The sequence below is a fragment of the Niallia sp. Kr1 genome (genome assembly GCF_050389805.1).
GTDB lineage: Bacteria > Bacillota > Bacilli > Bacillales > Cytobacillaceae > Bacillus_BD.
This window is the reverse complement of record NZ_CP130945.1, coordinates 4,335,621-4,353,001: the sequence shown is the minus strand read 5'-3', so window position 1 is coordinate 4,353,001 and position 17,381 is coordinate 4,335,621. Positions and strand designations below refer to the sequence as shown.

Annotated in this window: 14 protein-coding genes and 2 riboswitches; of the genes, 13 read left to right on the top strand and 1 reads right to left on the bottom strand. The window is 37.9% G+C overall.

The features are described from left to right. Positions 1–266 precede the first annotated feature (266 nt). The 11 genes from Q5760_RS21460 to Q5760_RS21410 all read left to right on the top strand — a co-directional run bounded on the left by Q5760_RS21460 (position 267) and on the right by Q5760_RS21410 (position 13,595). Complete coding sequence (locus tag Q5760_RS21460) at positions 267–1,187, top strand: catechol 2,3-dioxygenase (protein ID WP_428909621.1); 921 nt, start codon at positions 267–269, stop codon at positions 1,185–1,187. Between the two features lie 423 nt (positions 1,188–1,610). Next, the gene (locus tag Q5760_RS21455; protein ID WP_428909620.1) at positions 1,611–3,263 is read left to right on the top strand and encodes a glycoside hydrolase family 13 protein; all 1,653 of its coding nucleotides are present in this window, start codon (positions 1,611–1,613) and stop codon (positions 3,261–3,263) included. Positions 3,264–3,333: 70 nt separating this feature from the next. Further along, on the top strand, positions 3,334–4,983 hold the full coding sequence (locus tag Q5760_RS21450; protein WP_428909619.1) for a PTS transporter subunit IIBC: 1,650 nt from the start codon (positions 3,334–3,336) through the stop codon (positions 4,981–4,983). Positions 4,984–4,987: 4 nt separating this feature from the next. Beyond that, entirely contained in the window at positions 4,988–5,776 is a 789-nt protein-coding gene (locus Q5760_RS21445) for an endonuclease/exonuclease/phosphatase family protein (protein WP_428909618.1), read from the top strand. 132 nt (positions 5,777–5,908) lie between these two features. After that, positions 5,909–6,391, top strand: coding sequence for a PTS sugar transporter subunit IIA (locus Q5760_RS21440; RefSeq protein ID WP_428909617.1), 483 nt, complete (start codon positions 5,909–5,911; stop codon positions 6,389–6,391). Positions 6,392–6,435: 44 nt separating this feature from the next. Continuing rightward, positions 6,436–7,455 (top strand): LacI family DNA-binding transcriptional regulator, encoded by a 1,020-nt coding sequence (locus tag Q5760_RS21435; RefSeq protein ID WP_428909616.1) that lies wholly within the window; start codon positions 6,436–6,438, stop codon positions 7,453–7,455. Positions 7,456–7,537: 82 nt separating this feature from the next. Beyond that, the gene (locus Q5760_RS21430; protein ID WP_428909615.1) at positions 7,538–8,503 is read left to right on the top strand and encodes an ROK family glucokinase; all 966 of its coding nucleotides are present in this window, start codon (positions 7,538–7,540) and stop codon (positions 8,501–8,503) included. Positions 8,504–8,764: 261 nt separating this feature from the next. Further along, positions 8,765–8,864, top strand: a riboswitch (glycine riboswitch). After that, positions 8,865–8,933: riboswitch (glycine riboswitch) on the top strand. A 280-nt stretch (positions 8,934–9,213) separates the two neighbouring features. Next, positions 9,214–10,596, top strand: a complete 1,383-nt coding sequence (locus tag Q5760_RS21425; RefSeq protein ID WP_428909614.1) for an amino acid permease — start codon at positions 9,214–9,216, stop codon at positions 10,594–10,596. Between the two features lie 278 nt (positions 10,597–10,874). Next, the gene (locus Q5760_RS21420) at positions 10,875–11,120 is read left to right on the top strand and encodes a hypothetical protein (RefSeq protein ID WP_428909613.1); all 246 of its coding nucleotides are present in this window, start codon (positions 10,875–10,877) and stop codon (positions 11,118–11,120) included. Positions 11,121–11,311: 191 nt separating this feature from the next. Beyond that, the gene (locus Q5760_RS21415) at positions 11,312–12,049 is read left to right on the top strand and encodes a hypothetical protein (RefSeq protein WP_428909612.1); all 738 of its coding nucleotides are present in this window, start codon (positions 11,312–11,314) and stop codon (positions 12,047–12,049) included. A 223-nt stretch (positions 12,050–12,272) separates the two neighbouring features. After that, complete coding sequence (locus Q5760_RS21410; RefSeq protein ID WP_428909611.1) at positions 12,273–13,595, top strand: HD-GYP domain-containing protein; 1,323 nt, start codon at positions 12,273–12,275, stop codon at positions 13,593–13,595. A 201-nt stretch (positions 13,596–13,796) separates the two neighbouring features. Here the strand turns inward: Q5760_RS21410 and Q5760_RS21405 are convergent, their stop codons facing one another. Further along, positions 13,797–14,126 (bottom strand): hypothetical protein, encoded by a 330-nt coding sequence (locus tag Q5760_RS21405; protein ID WP_428909610.1) that lies wholly within the window; start codon positions 14,124–14,126, stop codon positions 13,797–13,799. Between the two features lie 239 nt (positions 14,127–14,365). Between Q5760_RS21405 and Q5760_RS21400 the strand changes: the two genes are divergently transcribed. After that, positions 14,366–15,814, top strand: coding sequence for a tryptophanase (locus tag Q5760_RS21400; RefSeq protein WP_428909609.1), 1,449 nt, complete (start codon positions 14,366–14,368; stop codon positions 15,812–15,814). A 243-nt stretch (positions 15,815–16,057) separates the two neighbouring features. After that, entirely contained in the window at positions 16,058–17,323 is a 1,266-nt protein-coding gene (locus Q5760_RS21395) for an MFS transporter (protein WP_428909608.1), read from the top strand. The last annotated feature ends 58 nt before the right edge of the window (positions 17,324–17,381 follow it).

Below are 17,381 nucleotides of genomic sequence, written 5' to 3'. Positions count from 1 at the left end.
TCAAAGTAATCGTAACCTGATCGTAGCATGTTCTGTTTTAACGAGGTATTTATTGCTTTGTAAAGTGAGGACCTTTTCTATAAAAGTTTAAACTCACATAATTTGATACATTCAACCAATCTTTTAACATTTAGTAGAAAATCACCGATAAGAAAAACATCACTCCGGGTTGAATACACAAAGGTCCACAAGAGGGCAATACATACTTCAACAACACCTATGAATCAACTGAGGTTCTATTAATTTTAATTTAAGGGGTGTATGAGATGAATGGTAATGGTATTGAAAGAGTAGGACGTATTCAATTAAGAGTTTATGATTTTGAAAAATCGGTGGATTACTACACGAATATTCTGGGACTTGACATTACGGCACGTGATTCAAACCGAGTCTATTTAAAAGCATGGGATGAATGGGACCATCATAGTGTCATTCTTGAAAAATCGGATAGTGCTGGGATCGATCATATCGCCTTCAAGGTCACCAATAATGATGTATTAGCATCATTGGAGCGTAAAATTGAACAGTTTGGTTGTACCGTATCACGGGTTTCGAATCGTGAACGTGTGGGTGAAGGGGAAGCCATTCGCTTCGTGCTCCCAACTGGACATAAGTTTGAATTCTATCATGATATCGATTATGTAGGGGTACCAACGGGACGGTTAAATCCACATCCATGGCCTGACGGCTTAAGAGGGATTCATCCACATCGACTTGACCACGCCTTATTATCCGGTGAAGATATCGAATCCACTAGACGATTATTTAAAGAGGCATTAGGTTTTGTCGAAACTGAACAAGTGATTACTGTTGATGGCGAAAACTTAATTGCTACATGGTTAACCACTACCATGACCGGACATGATGTCGCCTTCATTAAAGGACCTGACGCTAAACTTCACCATGTTGGATTTTATTTGGACAACTGGTATGAGATTCTTCGAGCATCTGATATCCTCTCTCGAAATGAAATCGAAATTGAAGTTACGCCGACTCGTCATGGAGTAACAAGAGGGGAAACGATTTATTTCTATGATCCATCGGGCAACCGGAATGAAGTGTACACCGGAGGATATGCGGTATATTCTGACTTCCCAACCATTACCTGGACAGAGGATAAAATTGGTCAAGGGGTCTTCTATCATCGTCGTCAATTGAATGAAGCCTTTACTTCTGTGTTCTCTTAAGTTTAACTAATAATAATAATAATAAAAATGGTAGGTATTCAGTTTAATAGCTGATTCCTACCATTTTTTTGTTCTAATTAAAAACCTCCTGGAATCAAGAGGTGGCTTTTGATAAAGATGATCAAATTGATTTTCGGATCTGGGATCGTAATACTTTGTACATACATTTTGAACAAGTATAGATAAGAGTGGCTGATTGCACAATAATTGTGCAATCGTTTGTCCTATGATAGAGGAATCATAGCCGAAACCTCCTTTTTGCAAACAGGTTTTGATGCTATATCAAAGGGAAAAATAGTCGTTTCCATATATTTCTACGTTTTACTCGAATAGAGTTATCTTTTAAAAATAAATTTATGCAAACGATTGCACAAAATAATTCAATTTGATATAGTAATAGTAAGAAAAAAGGAGGAAGTCATCATGAAAAGGATATGGTGGAAAGAAGCGATTGCTTATCAAATATATCCACGCAGCTTTATGGATTCAAACGGCGATGGAATTGGTGATATTCAAGGAGTTATTTCTAAGTTGGATTATCTACAAGATTTAGGCATCGATGTCATTTGGATTTGTCCGATCTATTCTTCGCCTAATGATGATAACGGTTACGATATTAGTGATTATAAAGGAATCATGGAAGAGTTTGGTACCATGGCCGACTTTGACCTTCTTTTAACAGAAGTCCATCAACGCGGCATGAAGTTAATTATGGATCTTGTGATTAATCATACTTCTGATGAACATCCATGGTTTATTGAATCTCGTTCATCTAAAGACAACCCTTATCGGGATTACTATATTTGGCACCCTGGTAAAGATGGAAAAGCGCCTAATAACTGGGAGTCGATCTTTAAAGGTTCTGTTTGGGAATATGATGAACGGACTCAAGAATATTACATGCATGTTTTCTCTCGTAAGCAGCCAGACTTAAACTGGGAAAATCCAAAAGTAAGAAAAGACTTATATGAAATGGTCAATTGGTGGCTCGATAAAGGAATTGATGGTTTTCGGGTAGATGCGATTTCCCATATTAAGAAAAAGCCTGGTTTTCCGGATCTGCCAAACTCAGACAATCTAGAATATGTACCTTCCTTTGATGGCCATATGAATCAACCGGGAATTGAAGTTTTTCTACAAGAGCTAAAACGCGAAACGTTTTCTAACTATGACATTATGACGGTTGGTGAAGCGAATGGAGTCAAGGCTGACCAAGCGGAAGAATGGGTTGGAGAAGAGAATGGCGTATTTGACATGATTTTCCAATTTGAGCATCTTGATTTATGGGGGATGAGTGTAACAGGTGGGTTAGATCTTCAAGCATTAAAAGAAACCTTTCATAATTGGCAAACGAAACTCGAGGGAAAAGGTTGGAATGCTTTATTCCTAGAAAACCATGATCAGCCCCGTTCCGTATCAACTTGGGGGAATGATGAAAAGTACAGAGTACAATCTGCAAAATGTCTTGCCACCATGTATTTTCTAATGCAGGGAACACCGTTTATTTATCAAGGGCAAGAAATTGGAATGACCAACGTTCAATTCCATTCGATTGATGATTATGATGATGTATCTTATAAAAATTTATATCATACGGGAATTGCCAATGGGCAAAGTCACGAGGAATTGATGGCGATTGTTTGGAAAAATGGTCGAGACAATTCTAGAACCCCAATGCAATGGAATGACGAAGAAAATGCTGGTTTTACAACCGGGAATCCATGGCTAAAGGTGAATCCAAATTATACGGACATTAATGTGAAAAAAGCTATGCTAGAGTCTGATTCAATTTATCATTTTTATAAAAAATTAATCCAACTACGAAAAGAGAATCTGACATTAGTATATGGAAGCTTTGAACTACAATTAGCTCAACATAATCAAATCTTTGCTTATACCAGAACTTTGGGTGATGAAACATTTCTGATCATCACAAACCTATTTGGTCAGAAAACAACCTATGAGCTTCCGGCACAATTGGAAAATAAAACACTTCAGCTTGTATTGAGTAATTATGAAACAGTAACTCAAGGAATCTTAGAACCTTATGAAGCAAGGGTTTATCACATCAAATAATTTTTTTGAACAATAATGCAACCGTTTGCGCAAAGGTATATACAAAAACAAACGAACCGTATAGAAGGGAATGAAAAACATGAAACTGAAGTTTGACTTTTGGCAAAAATTAGGGAAGGCCTTACTTGTAGTTGTGGCAGTTATGCCCGCTGCAGGGATTATGATTTCACTTGGGAAGCTAGTAGGAATGATTGAGGTAGATCTAGCAATCGTGAGTACGATTGCCTTGGTAATTGAGGAAATTGGTTGGGGAATTATTGGAAATCTCCATATTTTATTCGCTGTCGCCATTGGGGGATCTTGGGCGAAGGAACGAGCGGGCGGTGCTTTTGCTGCCTTAATCGCTTTTATCCTCATCAATCGCATTACAGGTGCCATCTTCGGTGTGAACGGTGCCATGTTAGCGGATCCAGAGGCAACTGTTTCTTCTTTATTTGGAAGCAAGTTAGTCGTAAGCGATTACTTTGTATCCATTCTAGGTGCACCCGCTTTAAATATGGGTGTATTTGTCGGAATTATCTCCGGTTTCTTAGGAGCTACGATTTTTAATAAATATTATAACTATGCTAAATTACCGCAATCCTTGGCTTTCTTTAATGGGAAGCGCTTTGTACCGTTTGTGGTGATTGCGGGATCAATTGTAACCGCTATTATTCTTTCGATTGTATGGCCATTTATTCAAGGGCTTCTAAATGACTTTGGAGTTTGGATTGCATCATCTCGTGATACAGCTCCAGTTGTGGCTCCATTTATATTTGGATCATTAGAACGTTTATTACTACCTTTTGGCTTACATCATATGTTAACGGTCCCAATGAACTATACCGAATTGGGCGGAGTATATACGATTTTGACTGGTTCAAGTGCCGGAACCGTTGTGGCTGGGCAAGATCCGCTATGGCTTGCTTGGATTGCGGATTTAAATAATTTACTAGCTGCAGGGGATACAGCAGGATACGAAGCTTTACTAAGTGAAGTAACGCCAGCGCGTTTTAAAGTAGGACAAATGATTCTTTCGAGTGCAGCATTAATCGGGATCGCGGTTGCCATGTACCGTAATGTTGATAAAGACAAGCGTGCTAAATACAAGTCTATGTTTTTCTCAGCTGGATTGGCTGTATTTTTAACAGGGGTTACAGAACCAATTGAATTCATGTTTATGTTTGTAGCACCAGCCATTTATGTGGTATATGCCATTATGACTGGTTTCGCATTTGCGATTGTGGATCTTGTTCATATCCGAATTCACTCCTTTGGTTTCATTGAATTTCTAACAAGAATGCCGATGGTTCTAAAAGCAGGATTATGGTTAGATGTTGTGTATTTTGTTGTCGCATGTTTAGTTTTCTTTGTCATAAACTTTGCAGTAGCAAACTTTATGATTAAAAAGTTTAAATTTGCAACACCAGGACGCTTAGGAAACTATACTGAGGAAGAAGGAACAGAAGAGTCATCATCTGCCAAGACAACAGGAGACGACAACTCACTTGCTACTACAGTTATTGGTTTATTAGGTGGACAAGAAAACATTGAGGACGTTGATGCGTGTATGACGCGACTACGTGTGACCATAAAAGATATCGATGCCGTTGCTCCAGAGCAAGACTGGAAGAAAAATGGTGCCCTTGGTTTAATCATCAAGGATAAAGGGGTCCAAGCTATCTATGGTCCAAAAGCCGATGTGTTAAAATCAGATATCCAGGATCACTTAGGAGTGTAAGGAGATGAAATTATTAACCTTAAACTGTCATTCTTGGCAGGAAGAAAATCAATGGAACAAAATTAAGATTTTAGCCCAGAGAATTAAGGAACAATCCTATGACGTGATCGCCTTACAAGAAGTGAATCAGTCCATCGATGCCGAAATCATCGATGGGCCCTATAAAAAGGATCATTTTGTCCTCGTTCTTCTAGAAGAATTAAAAGAGTTAGGAGTTAAAGACTATAGATTCATTTGGGATTTTGCGCATATTGGATACGATGTTTATGAAGAAGGTGTCGCTCTATTAACGAAACATCCCATTGAACATAAAGAGTCTTTCTTTATCACCCAATCGAGAGATACGAATTTTTGGAAGACGAGAAAGATTGTGGGTGCAAAAATCCGTTTTCAAGACGAAACCATTGCCTTTTATTCGTGCCACTTAGGTTGGTTTGGTGATGAAGATGAACCATTTGAAGAGCAAATGGACATCCTTTGTCAAATCGCTAGTCAAAACGAGAAATTCTTTTTAATGGGTGATTTTAATAATGCCGCCCATATTCGTGGTGAAGGCTATGATTATATCCTGAGTAAAGGTCTTTATGATACGTATAACCTTGCAGAAGAGAAGGATCACGGTGCTACGGTTAGTGGGAAGCTTGCTGGCTGGGAGGAAAATAAACAAGATTTACGAATCGATTATATTTTTTCCAATCTTCCAGTAAACGTGAAGAAATCTGCTGTTGTTTTTAATGGGAAAAATAAACCGGTGATCTCTGATCATTTTGGAGTTGAAGTATTGATTGGGTAGAAGTTCTATAAGAATGTTATACAACATTTGAATGGAAAGTGTGAACTTCAGTTGAAAAAAAGTTTAGTTTTCTGAGCAAGTTTGTGCCAAAAATCAGCGAGGCATTTTGTATTAGCAGAAAGGGGATGCAACATGTTTAAATTATTTAAGTCCAAAAAAGAGTCTGTTTATGCTCCGTTAACAGGAAAAATTGTTCCATTAGAAGAAGTACCAGATCCTGTTTTTTCACAAAAGATGATGGGGGATGGAGTTGCGATTATTCCAACTGATGGGCAAGTTGTTTCACCCGTTGATGGTGAAGTGATTAGTGTTTTTCCAACGAAACATGCAATAAGCCTGAGAACGAATCATGGAGCTGAAATCCTTATCCATATGGGATTAGATACAGTTAATCTAAAAGGGGATGGATTTACGATTTTGGTCGATGATGGGGCAAAAGTAACGAAAGGGACCCCAATCGCCCAATATGATATTGAAAAAGTTTCAAACCACGGAAATAATGTCATTACTCCTATCATTCTTGTAAATGGTGATCAGTTTAAGATTGAAAACAGACAAAGTAATCTATCTACAAACGGCGGAAAAGATATTATAATGGAAATCATAAAAAAGTAAAAAACGGTTGAAAAATACAAGATACAAAGGAAGGGGGACATAGGTTGGCTGTTACGATAAAGGATGTTGCGAAAGCTGCAAATGTTACCCCATCTACCGTCTCAAGGGTTATTGCAGATAGCCCAAGAATTAGTATCAAAACAAAACAAAAGGTACGTCAGGTCATGAAAGATCTGGGTTACCAACCAAACTTAAATGCACGAAATTTGGCCAAGCGTTGCACACAAACGATTGGTCTCATCATGCCAAACTCTACTGATAAAGTATTTCAAAATCCATTTTTCCCCGAGGTAATACGGGGGATTAGTAATATGGCACATACGACGGAATATGCGATTCAATTTTCAACAGGTGAAACGGAAGAACAGATTTATGACGGGGTTGTCCGAATGGTTCAAAGTGGACGGGTGGATGGTGTGATTTTACTATACTCACGAATCAATGATAAAGTGATGGCTTTTCTTGAGGATAAAGAGGTTCCTTATACGATGATCGGAAAACCTTATCAAAATATGGATAAAACGACTCATGTAGATAATGATAATATCGGTGCAGCTAAAGAAGTAACTAAATATTTATTAAATCTTGGTCATAAGAGAATTGGCTTTGTTGGAGGAAATCTTTCGTTAATGGTCACAAAGGATCGGCGACAGGGATATGAAGAGGCGCTGGAAGAAGCAGGCATTGCGATTAGTCATGATTATATTGTCCACGAGGACTCTCTAATAGAGGGCGGTCAAGAGGTAGTTGCGAAGTTAATTTCACTTGAGGAAACACCGACTGCTTTAGTAGTCGTGGATGATTTGATGGCACTCGATATGATTAATACGCTAGAAAAACATGGCATTCGTGTACCTGATGATATCTCCATTGTCAGTTTTAACAATTTATTATTATCACAGTTAGCCCACCCGCCATTAACAACCGTTGATATTAACATTCATGATTTAGGCTTTCAAGCCGCAAAAACTTTAATCGAGATGATTAAAAATAGTAATGAACCTGCAAAGAGATTGATTATCCCTCATAAAATGATTGAACGGAATTCGTGTAAAAAAATATAAAATAAAAAAAGCCGTCAGTGTGATTGACGGCTTTCCTCATGTCAGAAAATAAGAATGAATTGAAAAAAGGAGAAATACAGGAATGGAAGAAAAATGGTTAGTCGGTGTTGATTTAGGTGGTACCACAATTAAAATGGCGTTTATTAGTATGGATGGAGATATCCTATATTCTTGGGAGATTGATACAGATAAAAGAGAGAGCGGCAAGTATATCCCCGCCTCTATTGCTAGAGGCATTGATCGGAAATTACAAGAACTAGATCAGACAAAGAGCAGGTTAATCGGAGTTGGAATCGGTGCCCCTGGTCCTGTTAATGAGAAAGATGGTTCCATTGAAGTAGCCATTAATTTAGGATGGAAGAACTTCCCGTTGAAGGAGATTCTCCAGCGTGAAACTTCATTACCTGTTGTGGTTGACAATGATGCGAATATTGCTGCAATCGGCGAGATGTGGAAAGGTGCGGGTCAAGGGGCTAAGAATATGATTTGTGTTACATTAGGCACCGGAGTAGGCGGCGGGTTGATCGCCAATGGTGAAATTGTACACGGAGTGAATGGAGCAGGTGGAGAAATCGGTCATATTGTATCTGTTCCAAAAGGTGGAGCCCCTTGTAATTGTGGGAAAAAGGGATGTTTAGAAACAGTGGCTTCGGCGACCGGTATTGTGCGCTTAACCGTTGAGGAACTATCTACTAAAGAGGATCAAAGTAGTCTACGTGAAATCTATGAAAATAGTCAAACAATTACAGCGAAACAAGTACTGGATGCAGTTAGCGAAGGTGATGCATTGGCCAAAAAGGTCGTCGAAGAAGTTACCTACCATCTTGGATTGGCCCTTGCGAATTTGGCGAATGGATTAAATCCTGAAAAAATTGTCATTGGTGGAGGAGTTTCAAAAGCAGGTGACACATTATTAGAGCCTTTGAAAGAACAATTTGCTTCATTTGCCTTTCCGCGAGTAGCCCAAGGCGTAGAGCTTGTCACTGCCACATTAGGAAATCATGCGGGCGTCATTGGAGGAGCATGGTTGGTTAAAGAGAAACTGTGAAACATGGGGACGGTTCTCGCTGTTTCAGCATTAGGTTGCCTGTATCATCCTAAATCTGTTAAAAATTTGTAGTTTAATAAAGTATATTTGTAGTAATATAAAAATAATCTTTTTAAGTCTTATATAAGGGACTTTACCGGTTATGCATTAATTTTTAGACCATTTATAGGAGTCTCTAGCATGACTAGAGTCTCTTTGCGTTTGTTGACAATATTATTAGTTTAGAATAATATGTAAATTGTAGGAATAAAATATTTGCGGATGATTATTGTAGGAGAGACTAAAGTTTTTTAGCACCGAAGGAGCAAATCCCTGATTAAAAAGGGGCAAATCTCTCAGGTAAAAGGACTGCAATAGGACGCATCTCTGGAGAGAGCCGTATGGCCACCCAAGGAGTAACACTCTCAGGTAAAAGGACAGGGAAGGAGGAACTGGCATTATGATGATACATAATGATAGTTTTTTATTAGGAGTACAAGATGTCATATTAAGCCCCTAGTATCTAGTAAATTTGTTTTTCGAGAATAGTATGATCAATGATAGAATAAGAAGCTTTTAAAGCACATTCTATCAAATGATTAATGATCTACTTAATTTAGTAAGCGCTTTCATATTTCGTTTAGATTTCAATCCTACAAGTAGAGGAAATCTAGTGGTTGAATGGAAAGTCGTTGCAGAAATACAAACTTACTAGGGAGAAGGGAAAAAAGATGCAAGAAGAACAATTGGAAAGAGGACTGAAAAATAGGCATGTCCAACTCATTGCGATCGGGGGAGCCATCGGGACAGGATTATTTCTAGGAGCCGGAAAGTCCATTCATTTAGCAGGACCATCGATTCTATTTGCTTACATGATTACAGGTGTCATTTGTTTTTTAATCATGCGGGCTTTGGGGGAACTCCTGTTAAGTAATTTAAACTACCATTCGTTTGTTGACTTTGTTGGGGATTATTTAGGTGAAAAGGCAGCATTTATTACAGGATGGACCTATTGGTTTTGCTGGATTTCTATTGCCATGGCTGACTTAACGGCTGTTGGTCTTTATACCCAGTATTGGTTTCCAAGTGTACCACAATGGGTGCCAGGATTAATTGCGCTTGTCGTTTTACTTTGGATGAACAAAGCAACGGTCAAACTTTTCGGCGAAATGGAATTCTGGTTTGCCTTAATTAAAGTGGTTGCCATTTTAGCGTTAATAGTTGTTGGTATTTTTATGATTATAAAGGGCTTTTCTACTGATGCCGGAGCATCAAGTTTCACAAATCTATGGAACCAGGGAGGATTTTTTCCAAATGGCATAAATGGATTCATCCTTTCATTTCAGATGGTCGTATTTGCGTTTGTTGGGATTGAACTGGTAGGACTTACTGCGGGTGAAACGGAAAACCCTGAAAAAGTAATACCAAAGGCGATCAATAATATTCCGATTCGGATTATTATTTTCTACATTGGTGCACTTACGGTGATTATGAGTGTTTATCCGTGGAATGGCATTGTACCGACTGAGAGTCCATTTGTTCAAGTCTTTACTGCGGTCGGAATTATCGCAGCTGGTGGGATCATCAACTTTGTCGTTCTAACCTCTGCTGCATCGGCATGTAACAGCGCGATCTTCAGTACAAGCCGAATGGTTTATTCACTTGCGAAAGATAAAAATGCACCGGAGAAATTGGGGAAATTGGATAACCGAAAAGTACCTTCTAATGCATTGTATTTTTCAACCGTTGTTATTTTAATTTCCGTTATTCTAAACTATGTCATGCCTGAAGGCGTATTTACCCTCATTACAAGTATTTCGACAGTGTGTTTCATCTTTATTTGGGGAATTACGGTGGTCAGTCATTTAAAATATCGTAAAACTAGACCTGAACTAGCAAAAGTAAACAAATTTAAGATGCCCCTCTATCCATTTGCAAATTACCTTATTCTTGCCTTTCTAGCATTTGTTCTCGTTGTGCTAGCCATTGCAGAGGATACTCGTGTTGCGTTGATGGTAACACCAGTCTGGTTTATTATGCTGATGGTGATTTATGAGGTTAGGAAAAAAAGAGTAAAGGCAGAAAATCTTGTGAACAAGGAAAATGTAGTCTAAGGGTCTAGTATCTGACACGACTCGACTTTTTTCGAAAAATAATAGTTTTATAATGGCGTTCCAAATTAGAAACCTATTATATTAATTATAATAACGGTCTGGGGATTTTCATTCCTTAGACCTATTTAAGCTTTGGCGACCAGTCATCGTTAGAACTTTCTATAGAAAGGATATCGGGTCACAGTGAAGTCTTGAAAAATAAAACGGTAGGCATCCATTAATTTTGCTGATGCCTACCGTTTTTTCGTTCAATCATTGAATGACTTTTATTATGTTCCATGAGAAAATATAGGGAATATGGTCTAGTTGGGATACTTCATACACTTGGTAAAGAACGGTCCCGCTTAAAAGATGATTTTATATGGAGGGGAAACGAATTGAAGCAAAGTTCTAAGCGGAAATTAATTTTTATTGGTATCATCCTTATTTTTATCATTGCTGCTATCCTAGATATTAAATATCAAGGTCTATTTTATCAGCTCTTGCCTAACTCGGTTCAATCTTCTCTAGCTGAATTCTTTTAATCAGATAACGATTTAAAGAATGAATGGACAGGTGCTGGTTCCAAGACTTGTACAGATAGAATAAGTAGGAAGAACTCAAGGATAAAGGGGGACATTTTGGGTCAAAGGATTAATCCTATATGATTCGGAAATTCAGTTTTTTATAAAATGATTACAATTAGTTGTCTAATAGAAGGAGTCAGGGGAATAAAATGAAAGATGATTGGAAAAGGGCAATTCCTAATGAGGGAGAAAGGGAAGTAAAAGAAATTTCAGTTTCGAACAGGAATCCAAACGTCTCAACTGAAAAAGAAGAACCTTCCAATAGAAAAACATGGTGGAAAAATCACCATAAAACTTTAATTGGAACTTTATTGGGATTTGCGGTCACTCTTTCGGGCGTCATTTGGACAATGGTAGGAGTACACGATAGAGGCTTCGAAAAAGGGAAAGAAGAGGCCGAGAAGGAATTACCGGCTGAATATATAGCAGTGAAAGAATCGTTAACCATCTCAGAGAATCGAAATATCGAATTGCTTGCTGAAAATACAGCTCTTAAAGAAGAAATAAATATGCTAAATAAAAAGCTTGAGGAAATTAATACCATGATTGAAAATGCTCCTGAGGAAATGGAGTCGAGGATACCAAATAAGTTATTAGAGGTAGAGCCAGAAAGTAATGTGATCCATGTTGATGAATCTGAAGGCTATTTTGAAGATGAGCTTTTTATATCGGTAGTAGAAGTTGCTGAAGATGAGCATGAAATTGATACGACCACGATAAGTGCAAATGTACCTGGTTCTACCCCAGAAACGTTTCCAAACTTGAAGGTAGGTTCTAAAGTTGAATACAAGACTAGCAGCTTTACCTATGAGATTTTAGTAACTGCTATTAAATATTCCACAAATGTTGGAATTAATGTCATTAAATTTTTAAATACGAATGAGTAACAAGTAAAGATATTGATAGGTTTAAACCTATTTAACTTATATTAAGAAACGAGGAGAACCTAAATGGCACAAAGAATTTAATCTTTCCTCCACCCCTTTTTCATTTAATAGTGAAATTTTCCCCAAAAAGAATGGAGTCTATTATATAATATAGGTACAAAAGTCACGATTAATTGATATAATCTATAATTTTTTGATGAGATTGTCAGGAAGGGAGAGGCTAATGGCACAGGTTGACTTAACCTATATTAATCAATTGAAAAAAGGGGATACGATCGCAAACGATATTTATTTTAATGATATCCTTCTTGTTAAAAAGGGAACGATTGTGAACAATTCTCTATTAAGAAATCTGGAAAGTTGGGGAATTGCTAATTTACATACAAAGCATGACAAACGAACTGTCAAGCACAAGGAAAAGATTTTTTACTCAAAAGAACTGTTTGATCTTAAAGAATTATTTTATGAAAGTCTCCAATATGTTGTGAGCGAGGCAAGGTACGGATTAATTCTAAATAGTGACGCCCAACTAGCGTGGATTGAACATTTGTTTATTTCCTCACTATTGGATGCCCGTATTTCCGCCAGCCTATTTTCCTTGAAAAAGAAAGACCCATACAGCTATTTCCATTCTTTTGATGTGTTTTTATTAGGCGCCTTATTGGCTAGAGATTCGGGAATTAAAGATATTAAGTCCTTTGCCATCGGGTGTCTGATTTATGACATTGGAAAGCTGAAAATTAATAAGGAGTTGCTCCAAAAAGATGGCACCCTTTCAAAAACGGAATATGAGGAAATTCAAAAACATACCCTTTACGGTTTGGATGTACTGAAGGAGATCAATCTTCCTTCCAAATACGAAGAACTCGTAAAATCTCATCACGAACGTCTTGATGGTACCGGATATCCTGAAGGGGTAACGGGGGAATCTTTATCAGAAGAAGTTAGACTATTAGCAGTCGTTGATACATACTCTGCGCTTACGCTGCAACGCCCCTACAGAAGAACTCCATTTTCTTCTTTAAAAGCAATTGAGTTGTTATTAAGTAAAGAAAATAAATACGACATCAAATATGTGATCAACCTCATGGAATTGATTAATATTTATCCAAAGGGAAGCTTGGTCAAATTATCCAATGGAAAACGGGCAAGGGTCAAAGAGGTCAATGAAAATCAACCTTATTTCCCGATTCTTGAGGATATCGATTCCTCAGAGGTATTTGAACTGCCATTGAATCTATCCACTTCCATTGTGCGCTTTTTAGAATGGTCCCACATTGTCGATGTTAAGCCAGATGAAGACATTAGTAAAAAAGAAATCTACTGGAATTATTTTATTACCGAATTTATTAATGGGAATGTGGACGAAGCCATGACTTATTTTCCCATGATCACCGAAGGAATGCTGTCGAATAACATTTTTATTGATGTCATTATCAGGTTAATTAAAGAAGTAGAAACGAAACGAATCGAAGGTCAGCTTTCGATTGGGGAAGAGCATGATGCTCTATTGAATGTGAAGGATATTTTGAAGCATGTGATTTAAAAAGGACGGAGGGACAGGTCAAGTAACCTACCCCTTCGTCCTTTGTTTTATTTATTGCTGAGGTATTCAGAGAATGCTTGGAAAATATAAGTCGCTTGAAGTAAGAACATTTGAAGCGCGGTTAGTGACAGGAATCCAATCATGAAATAGCGAAACCACATAGTTGACCACTCCTTTTAAATTTATATTGATTAACGAAAATCAATAGAAGTGGGATACATAATTAGACTGGTTAAAGGTCGTTTCGATAAATAAACGCCGCCTCAGTTGAGGGAGATAAGCTGCACATTGAACAAGCAATAGCAGAATGATCATAGCTGTTTCCATATCTCCGAAGGCAGACGTTCCTGGCACGATTGATTCTTTCTTGTCTGTGTTATCTCCAGTTTGTGTTCCACTATCCCAATCAAATGTGATGATAGGATGTTGTGTATCGGTTTGAGGATGGGAACTGTTATCAGCAAAAAATGGCGTCAAACTGAATAGAGAAACTACAAGCAAGATCATCAACCAATGAAATCCTTTTTTCACCGATCATCCCTCCTCGTTTAGAGTAGGGTTATTATATCATAAACAGTCTGAATATTGGAATAACTATTGCTTAAATTAAGAATATAGTCACAGCGATTCCCCAAACTCATTTTTCTGAAATATTTATTCTACTACTCTTTCAAAAATTAGCAATATATAGTAATATAATATTCAATAGTTTTAAGCTTAAACGCTTTAATGTAATAGGGTGTTAAAGATAAAAGATGGGGTGACGAAGTATGGGGAATATTAAATTTTATTATGGAAATGAAGTTCCATTAGAAATGCATAAGGTGCGAATTGTTCAAAAATTAAATTTACCACCGATTGAACAAAGATTAGAGGCAATCAAAGAAGCAGGTTACAATACCTTTCTTTTGAAAAATAAAGATGTTTTCATGGACATGCTGACGGATAGTGGTGTCAATGCCATGAGCGACAAACAACAAGCGGCGATGTTAGAAGCGGACGATAGTTATGCCGGTTCTTCAACCTTTACAAAATTAGAAAACAAAATCGAAGAGATTTTTGGAAAAAAATATTTTCTACCTGCCCACCAAGGGAGAGCCTGTGAAAATATTCTTTCTAAAACATACGTGAAACAGGGATCGGTTGTCCCAATGAACTATCATTTCACCACAACAAAATCACATATTACGGTAAATGGCGGACGCGTTGAGGAAGTATTCAAAGATGAAGCCTTGACTATTGTCAGTGACGATCTGTTCAAAGGAAACATGGATATTGCTAGATTAAGAGATGTCATTGAAACAAACGGAGTGGAGAATATTCCATTTGTCCGAATGGAAGCAGGTACCAATCTAATTGGTGGACAGCCACATTCCTTGCAAAATCTACATGACGTTCGTAAAGTGTGCGATGAATACGGAATCCTTTTAGTACTGGATGCAAGTTTGTTGGCAGATAACCTTCATTTTATCAAAACAAGAGAAGAAGCTTATCAAGATAAGAGTATCCGCGAAATTACTCGTGAAATCGCTGATTTATGTGATATTATCTACTTCTCTGCTCGTAAACTAGGCTGTGCAAGAGGCGGCGGAATTTGTACAAACAGTGAAGACGTTTATATGAAAATGCGTGAATATGTGACGCTTTACGAAGGATTTTTAACTTATGGAGGAATGTCCGTACGTGAAATGGAGGCTATGGTTGTTGGTCTTGATGAAACGATGGATGAAAATATGATTAACCAAGGTCCTCAGTTCATTGCTTATATGGCTGAAGAACTTCAGAAGAAGGGCGTTCCAGTCGTTACACCTCCAGGAGGATTAGGCTGTCATATCAATGCGATGGAATTTGTTGATCATATTCCTCAAACGGAATATCCAGCAGGAGCTCTTGCAGCAGCCCTTTATCTAGTAAGTGGCGTTCGCGGGATGGAGAGAGGCACAATGTCCGAACAGCGTGATGAAGACGGAAACGAAACCTTATCCCATATGGAATTAGTTCGACTAGCTATGCCTCGCCGTGTCTACACGTTATCACAAGTAAACTATGCAATTGATCGAGTTGCTTGGTTATATGAAAACCGTAAATTAATTGGTGGTCTTAAATTCGTAGAAGAACCAAGCGTATTACGCTTCTTCTTCGGAAAATTAACCTCTACCTCCGACTGGCAGGAAGAACTAATGGCGAAGTTTAGAGCAGACTTTGGGGATAGTTTGTAAGAACACTGGGGACGGTTCTCGTTGTTTCATAAAAGACAGGGAAACACTTGGTTGTCATACCGAGTGTTTCTTTTTTATCAACATCGGACAACGTAGTTGGAAAACCACCGAAAGCAGTCCGATAGAGCTAACCGTGTACGATCAAACCACCATGATCTTGATATAATAGATAGTTAGGTATAAACTACTCACTATTAAAATAGTAAAAACATTTTTTCGGAAGGAATAAGGAAAAAGGTTATGATGAAAAGTAAATTTCACTATGCTTGGATCATTGTTTTTGTTACGTTTTTGTCTTTTTTAGCGGTTCAAGGTGGTCGTCTTGCTTTTGGAGCTTTTGTAGAACCATGGGAGAGAGACTTTTCCATGGACCGAGAAACGACCTCGCTCATTTCGACTTTAAGTTTTGTGATTTATGGGATCTCTCAACCGATTATCGGCAGACTAATCGATAAATTAGGAGCTCGTTTTATTTTATCCATCAGTACGTGTTTGGTAGGATTAAGCTTTTTACTGATGACATTCGTCACTCAGCCATGGCAATTATTTGTTCTTTATGCATTTGTTTCGATTGGGGTTGGAGGCGCCTCGAATGTCGCGGGTACCGTTCTTGTCATGAATTGGTTCAATAAAAAACGTGGACTAGCTTTAGGAATTTTGGAAGCAGGATTTGGATTCGGGCAAATGTTAATTGTCCCCGGTTCGCTGTTTTTAATCCATTTCTTTGATTGGCGAATTACGATTTTCTTAACATCACTCTTATTACTTGTGATTGTATTCCCTGTCGTACTCTTATTCATTCGAAATCATCCAAGTGAAAAAGGGATGGCCCCGATTGGAGGCTTCATCAAAGAAGAGGTACCCCAACAAGAAAATCAAAATGGGGTCCAGTTTTCTATTTGGGAGGTTTTAAGAAAAAGGCAATTCTGGTTCTTAATTTTACCTTTTGCTATTTGTGGCTTTACCACTACAGGTCTGATCGATACGCATTTAATTCCTTACTCCCACAATCATGGATTTTCAACGACTGTGACAAGTGCGGCAGTCAGTTTATTGGCTGCGTTTAATATTATTGGAATCTTATGTTCAGGGGTCATTATCGATTATTGGAGCAGTCGAAAGTTGCTTGTTTTCTTGTATTTCACTCGCGCTTTATCGATTGTGATCCTTTTATATAGCCAAAACCCAATGTTGTTACTTATTTTTGCAGGTTTGTTCGGATTAGTGGATTTCGCTACTGTAGCACCTACTCAATTACTCGCTACACAATACTTTAAACACTATTCCATCGGGTTTATAGTGGGTTGTCTATCTTTAGGTCATCAAATAGGTTCAGCCTTAGGAGCTTATGTACCTGGCTTATTATTTAGTGAGTTCGGAAACTATGATATGGCTTTTTATCTATCCGTCATTATCTTGGTAGGAGCGGCAATCATGAACCTGTTGCTTCCTAAACCACCACTTGTAGGGGAAGCAACAACGGAAGAAGCGGTTGAGCTGCAGAGTTAATTTAATCATACTTAAAAAAGCAACCAATTGGTTGCTTTTTTAGCTCATAAGAACCGCT

Bases quoted from the DNA above. Each gene is read 5' to 3' on its own strand.
- Q5760_RS21460 (WP_428909621.1), top strand. From the start codon at position 267: ATGAATGGTAATGGTATTGAAAGAGTAGGACGTATTCAATTAAGAGTT.
- Q5760_RS21455 (WP_428909620.1), top strand. From the start codon at position 1,611: ATGAAAAGGATATGGTGGAAAGAAGCGATTGCTTATCAAATATATCCA.
- Q5760_RS21450 (WP_428909619.1), top strand. From the start codon at position 3,334: ATGAAAAACATGAAACTGAAGTTTGACTTTTGGCAAAAATTAGGGAAG.
- Q5760_RS21445 (WP_428909618.1), top strand. From the start codon at position 4,988: ATGAAATTATTAACCTTAAACTGTCATTCTTGGCAGGAAGAAAATCAA.
- Q5760_RS21440 (WP_428909617.1), top strand. From the start codon at position 5,909: ATGTTTAAATTATTTAAGTCCAAAAAAGAGTCTGTTTATGCTCCGTTA.
- Q5760_RS21430 (WP_428909615.1), top strand. From the start codon at position 7,538: ATGGAAGAAAAATGGTTAGTCGGTGTTGATTTAGGTGGTACCACAATT.
- Q5760_RS21425 (WP_428909614.1), top strand. From the start codon at position 9,214: ATGCAAGAAGAACAATTGGAAAGAGGACTGAAAAATAGGCATGTCCAA.
- Q5760_RS21420 (WP_428909613.1), top strand. From the start codon at position 10,875: ATGAGAAAATATAGGGAATATGGTCTAGTTGGGATACTTCATACACTT.
- Q5760_RS21415 (WP_428909612.1), top strand. From the start codon at position 11,312: ATGAAAGATGATTGGAAAAGGGCAATTCCTAATGAGGGAGAAAGGGAA.
- Q5760_RS21410 (WP_428909611.1), top strand. From the start codon at position 12,273: ATGGCACAGGTTGACTTAACCTATATTAATCAATTGAAAAAAGGGGAT.
- Q5760_RS21400 (WP_428909609.1), top strand. From the start codon at position 14,366: ATGGGGAATATTAAATTTTATTATGGAAATGAAGTTCCATTAGAAATG.
- Q5760_RS21395 (WP_428909608.1), top strand. From the start codon at position 16,058: ATGAAAAGTAAATTTCACTATGCTTGGATCATTGTTTTTGTTACGTTT.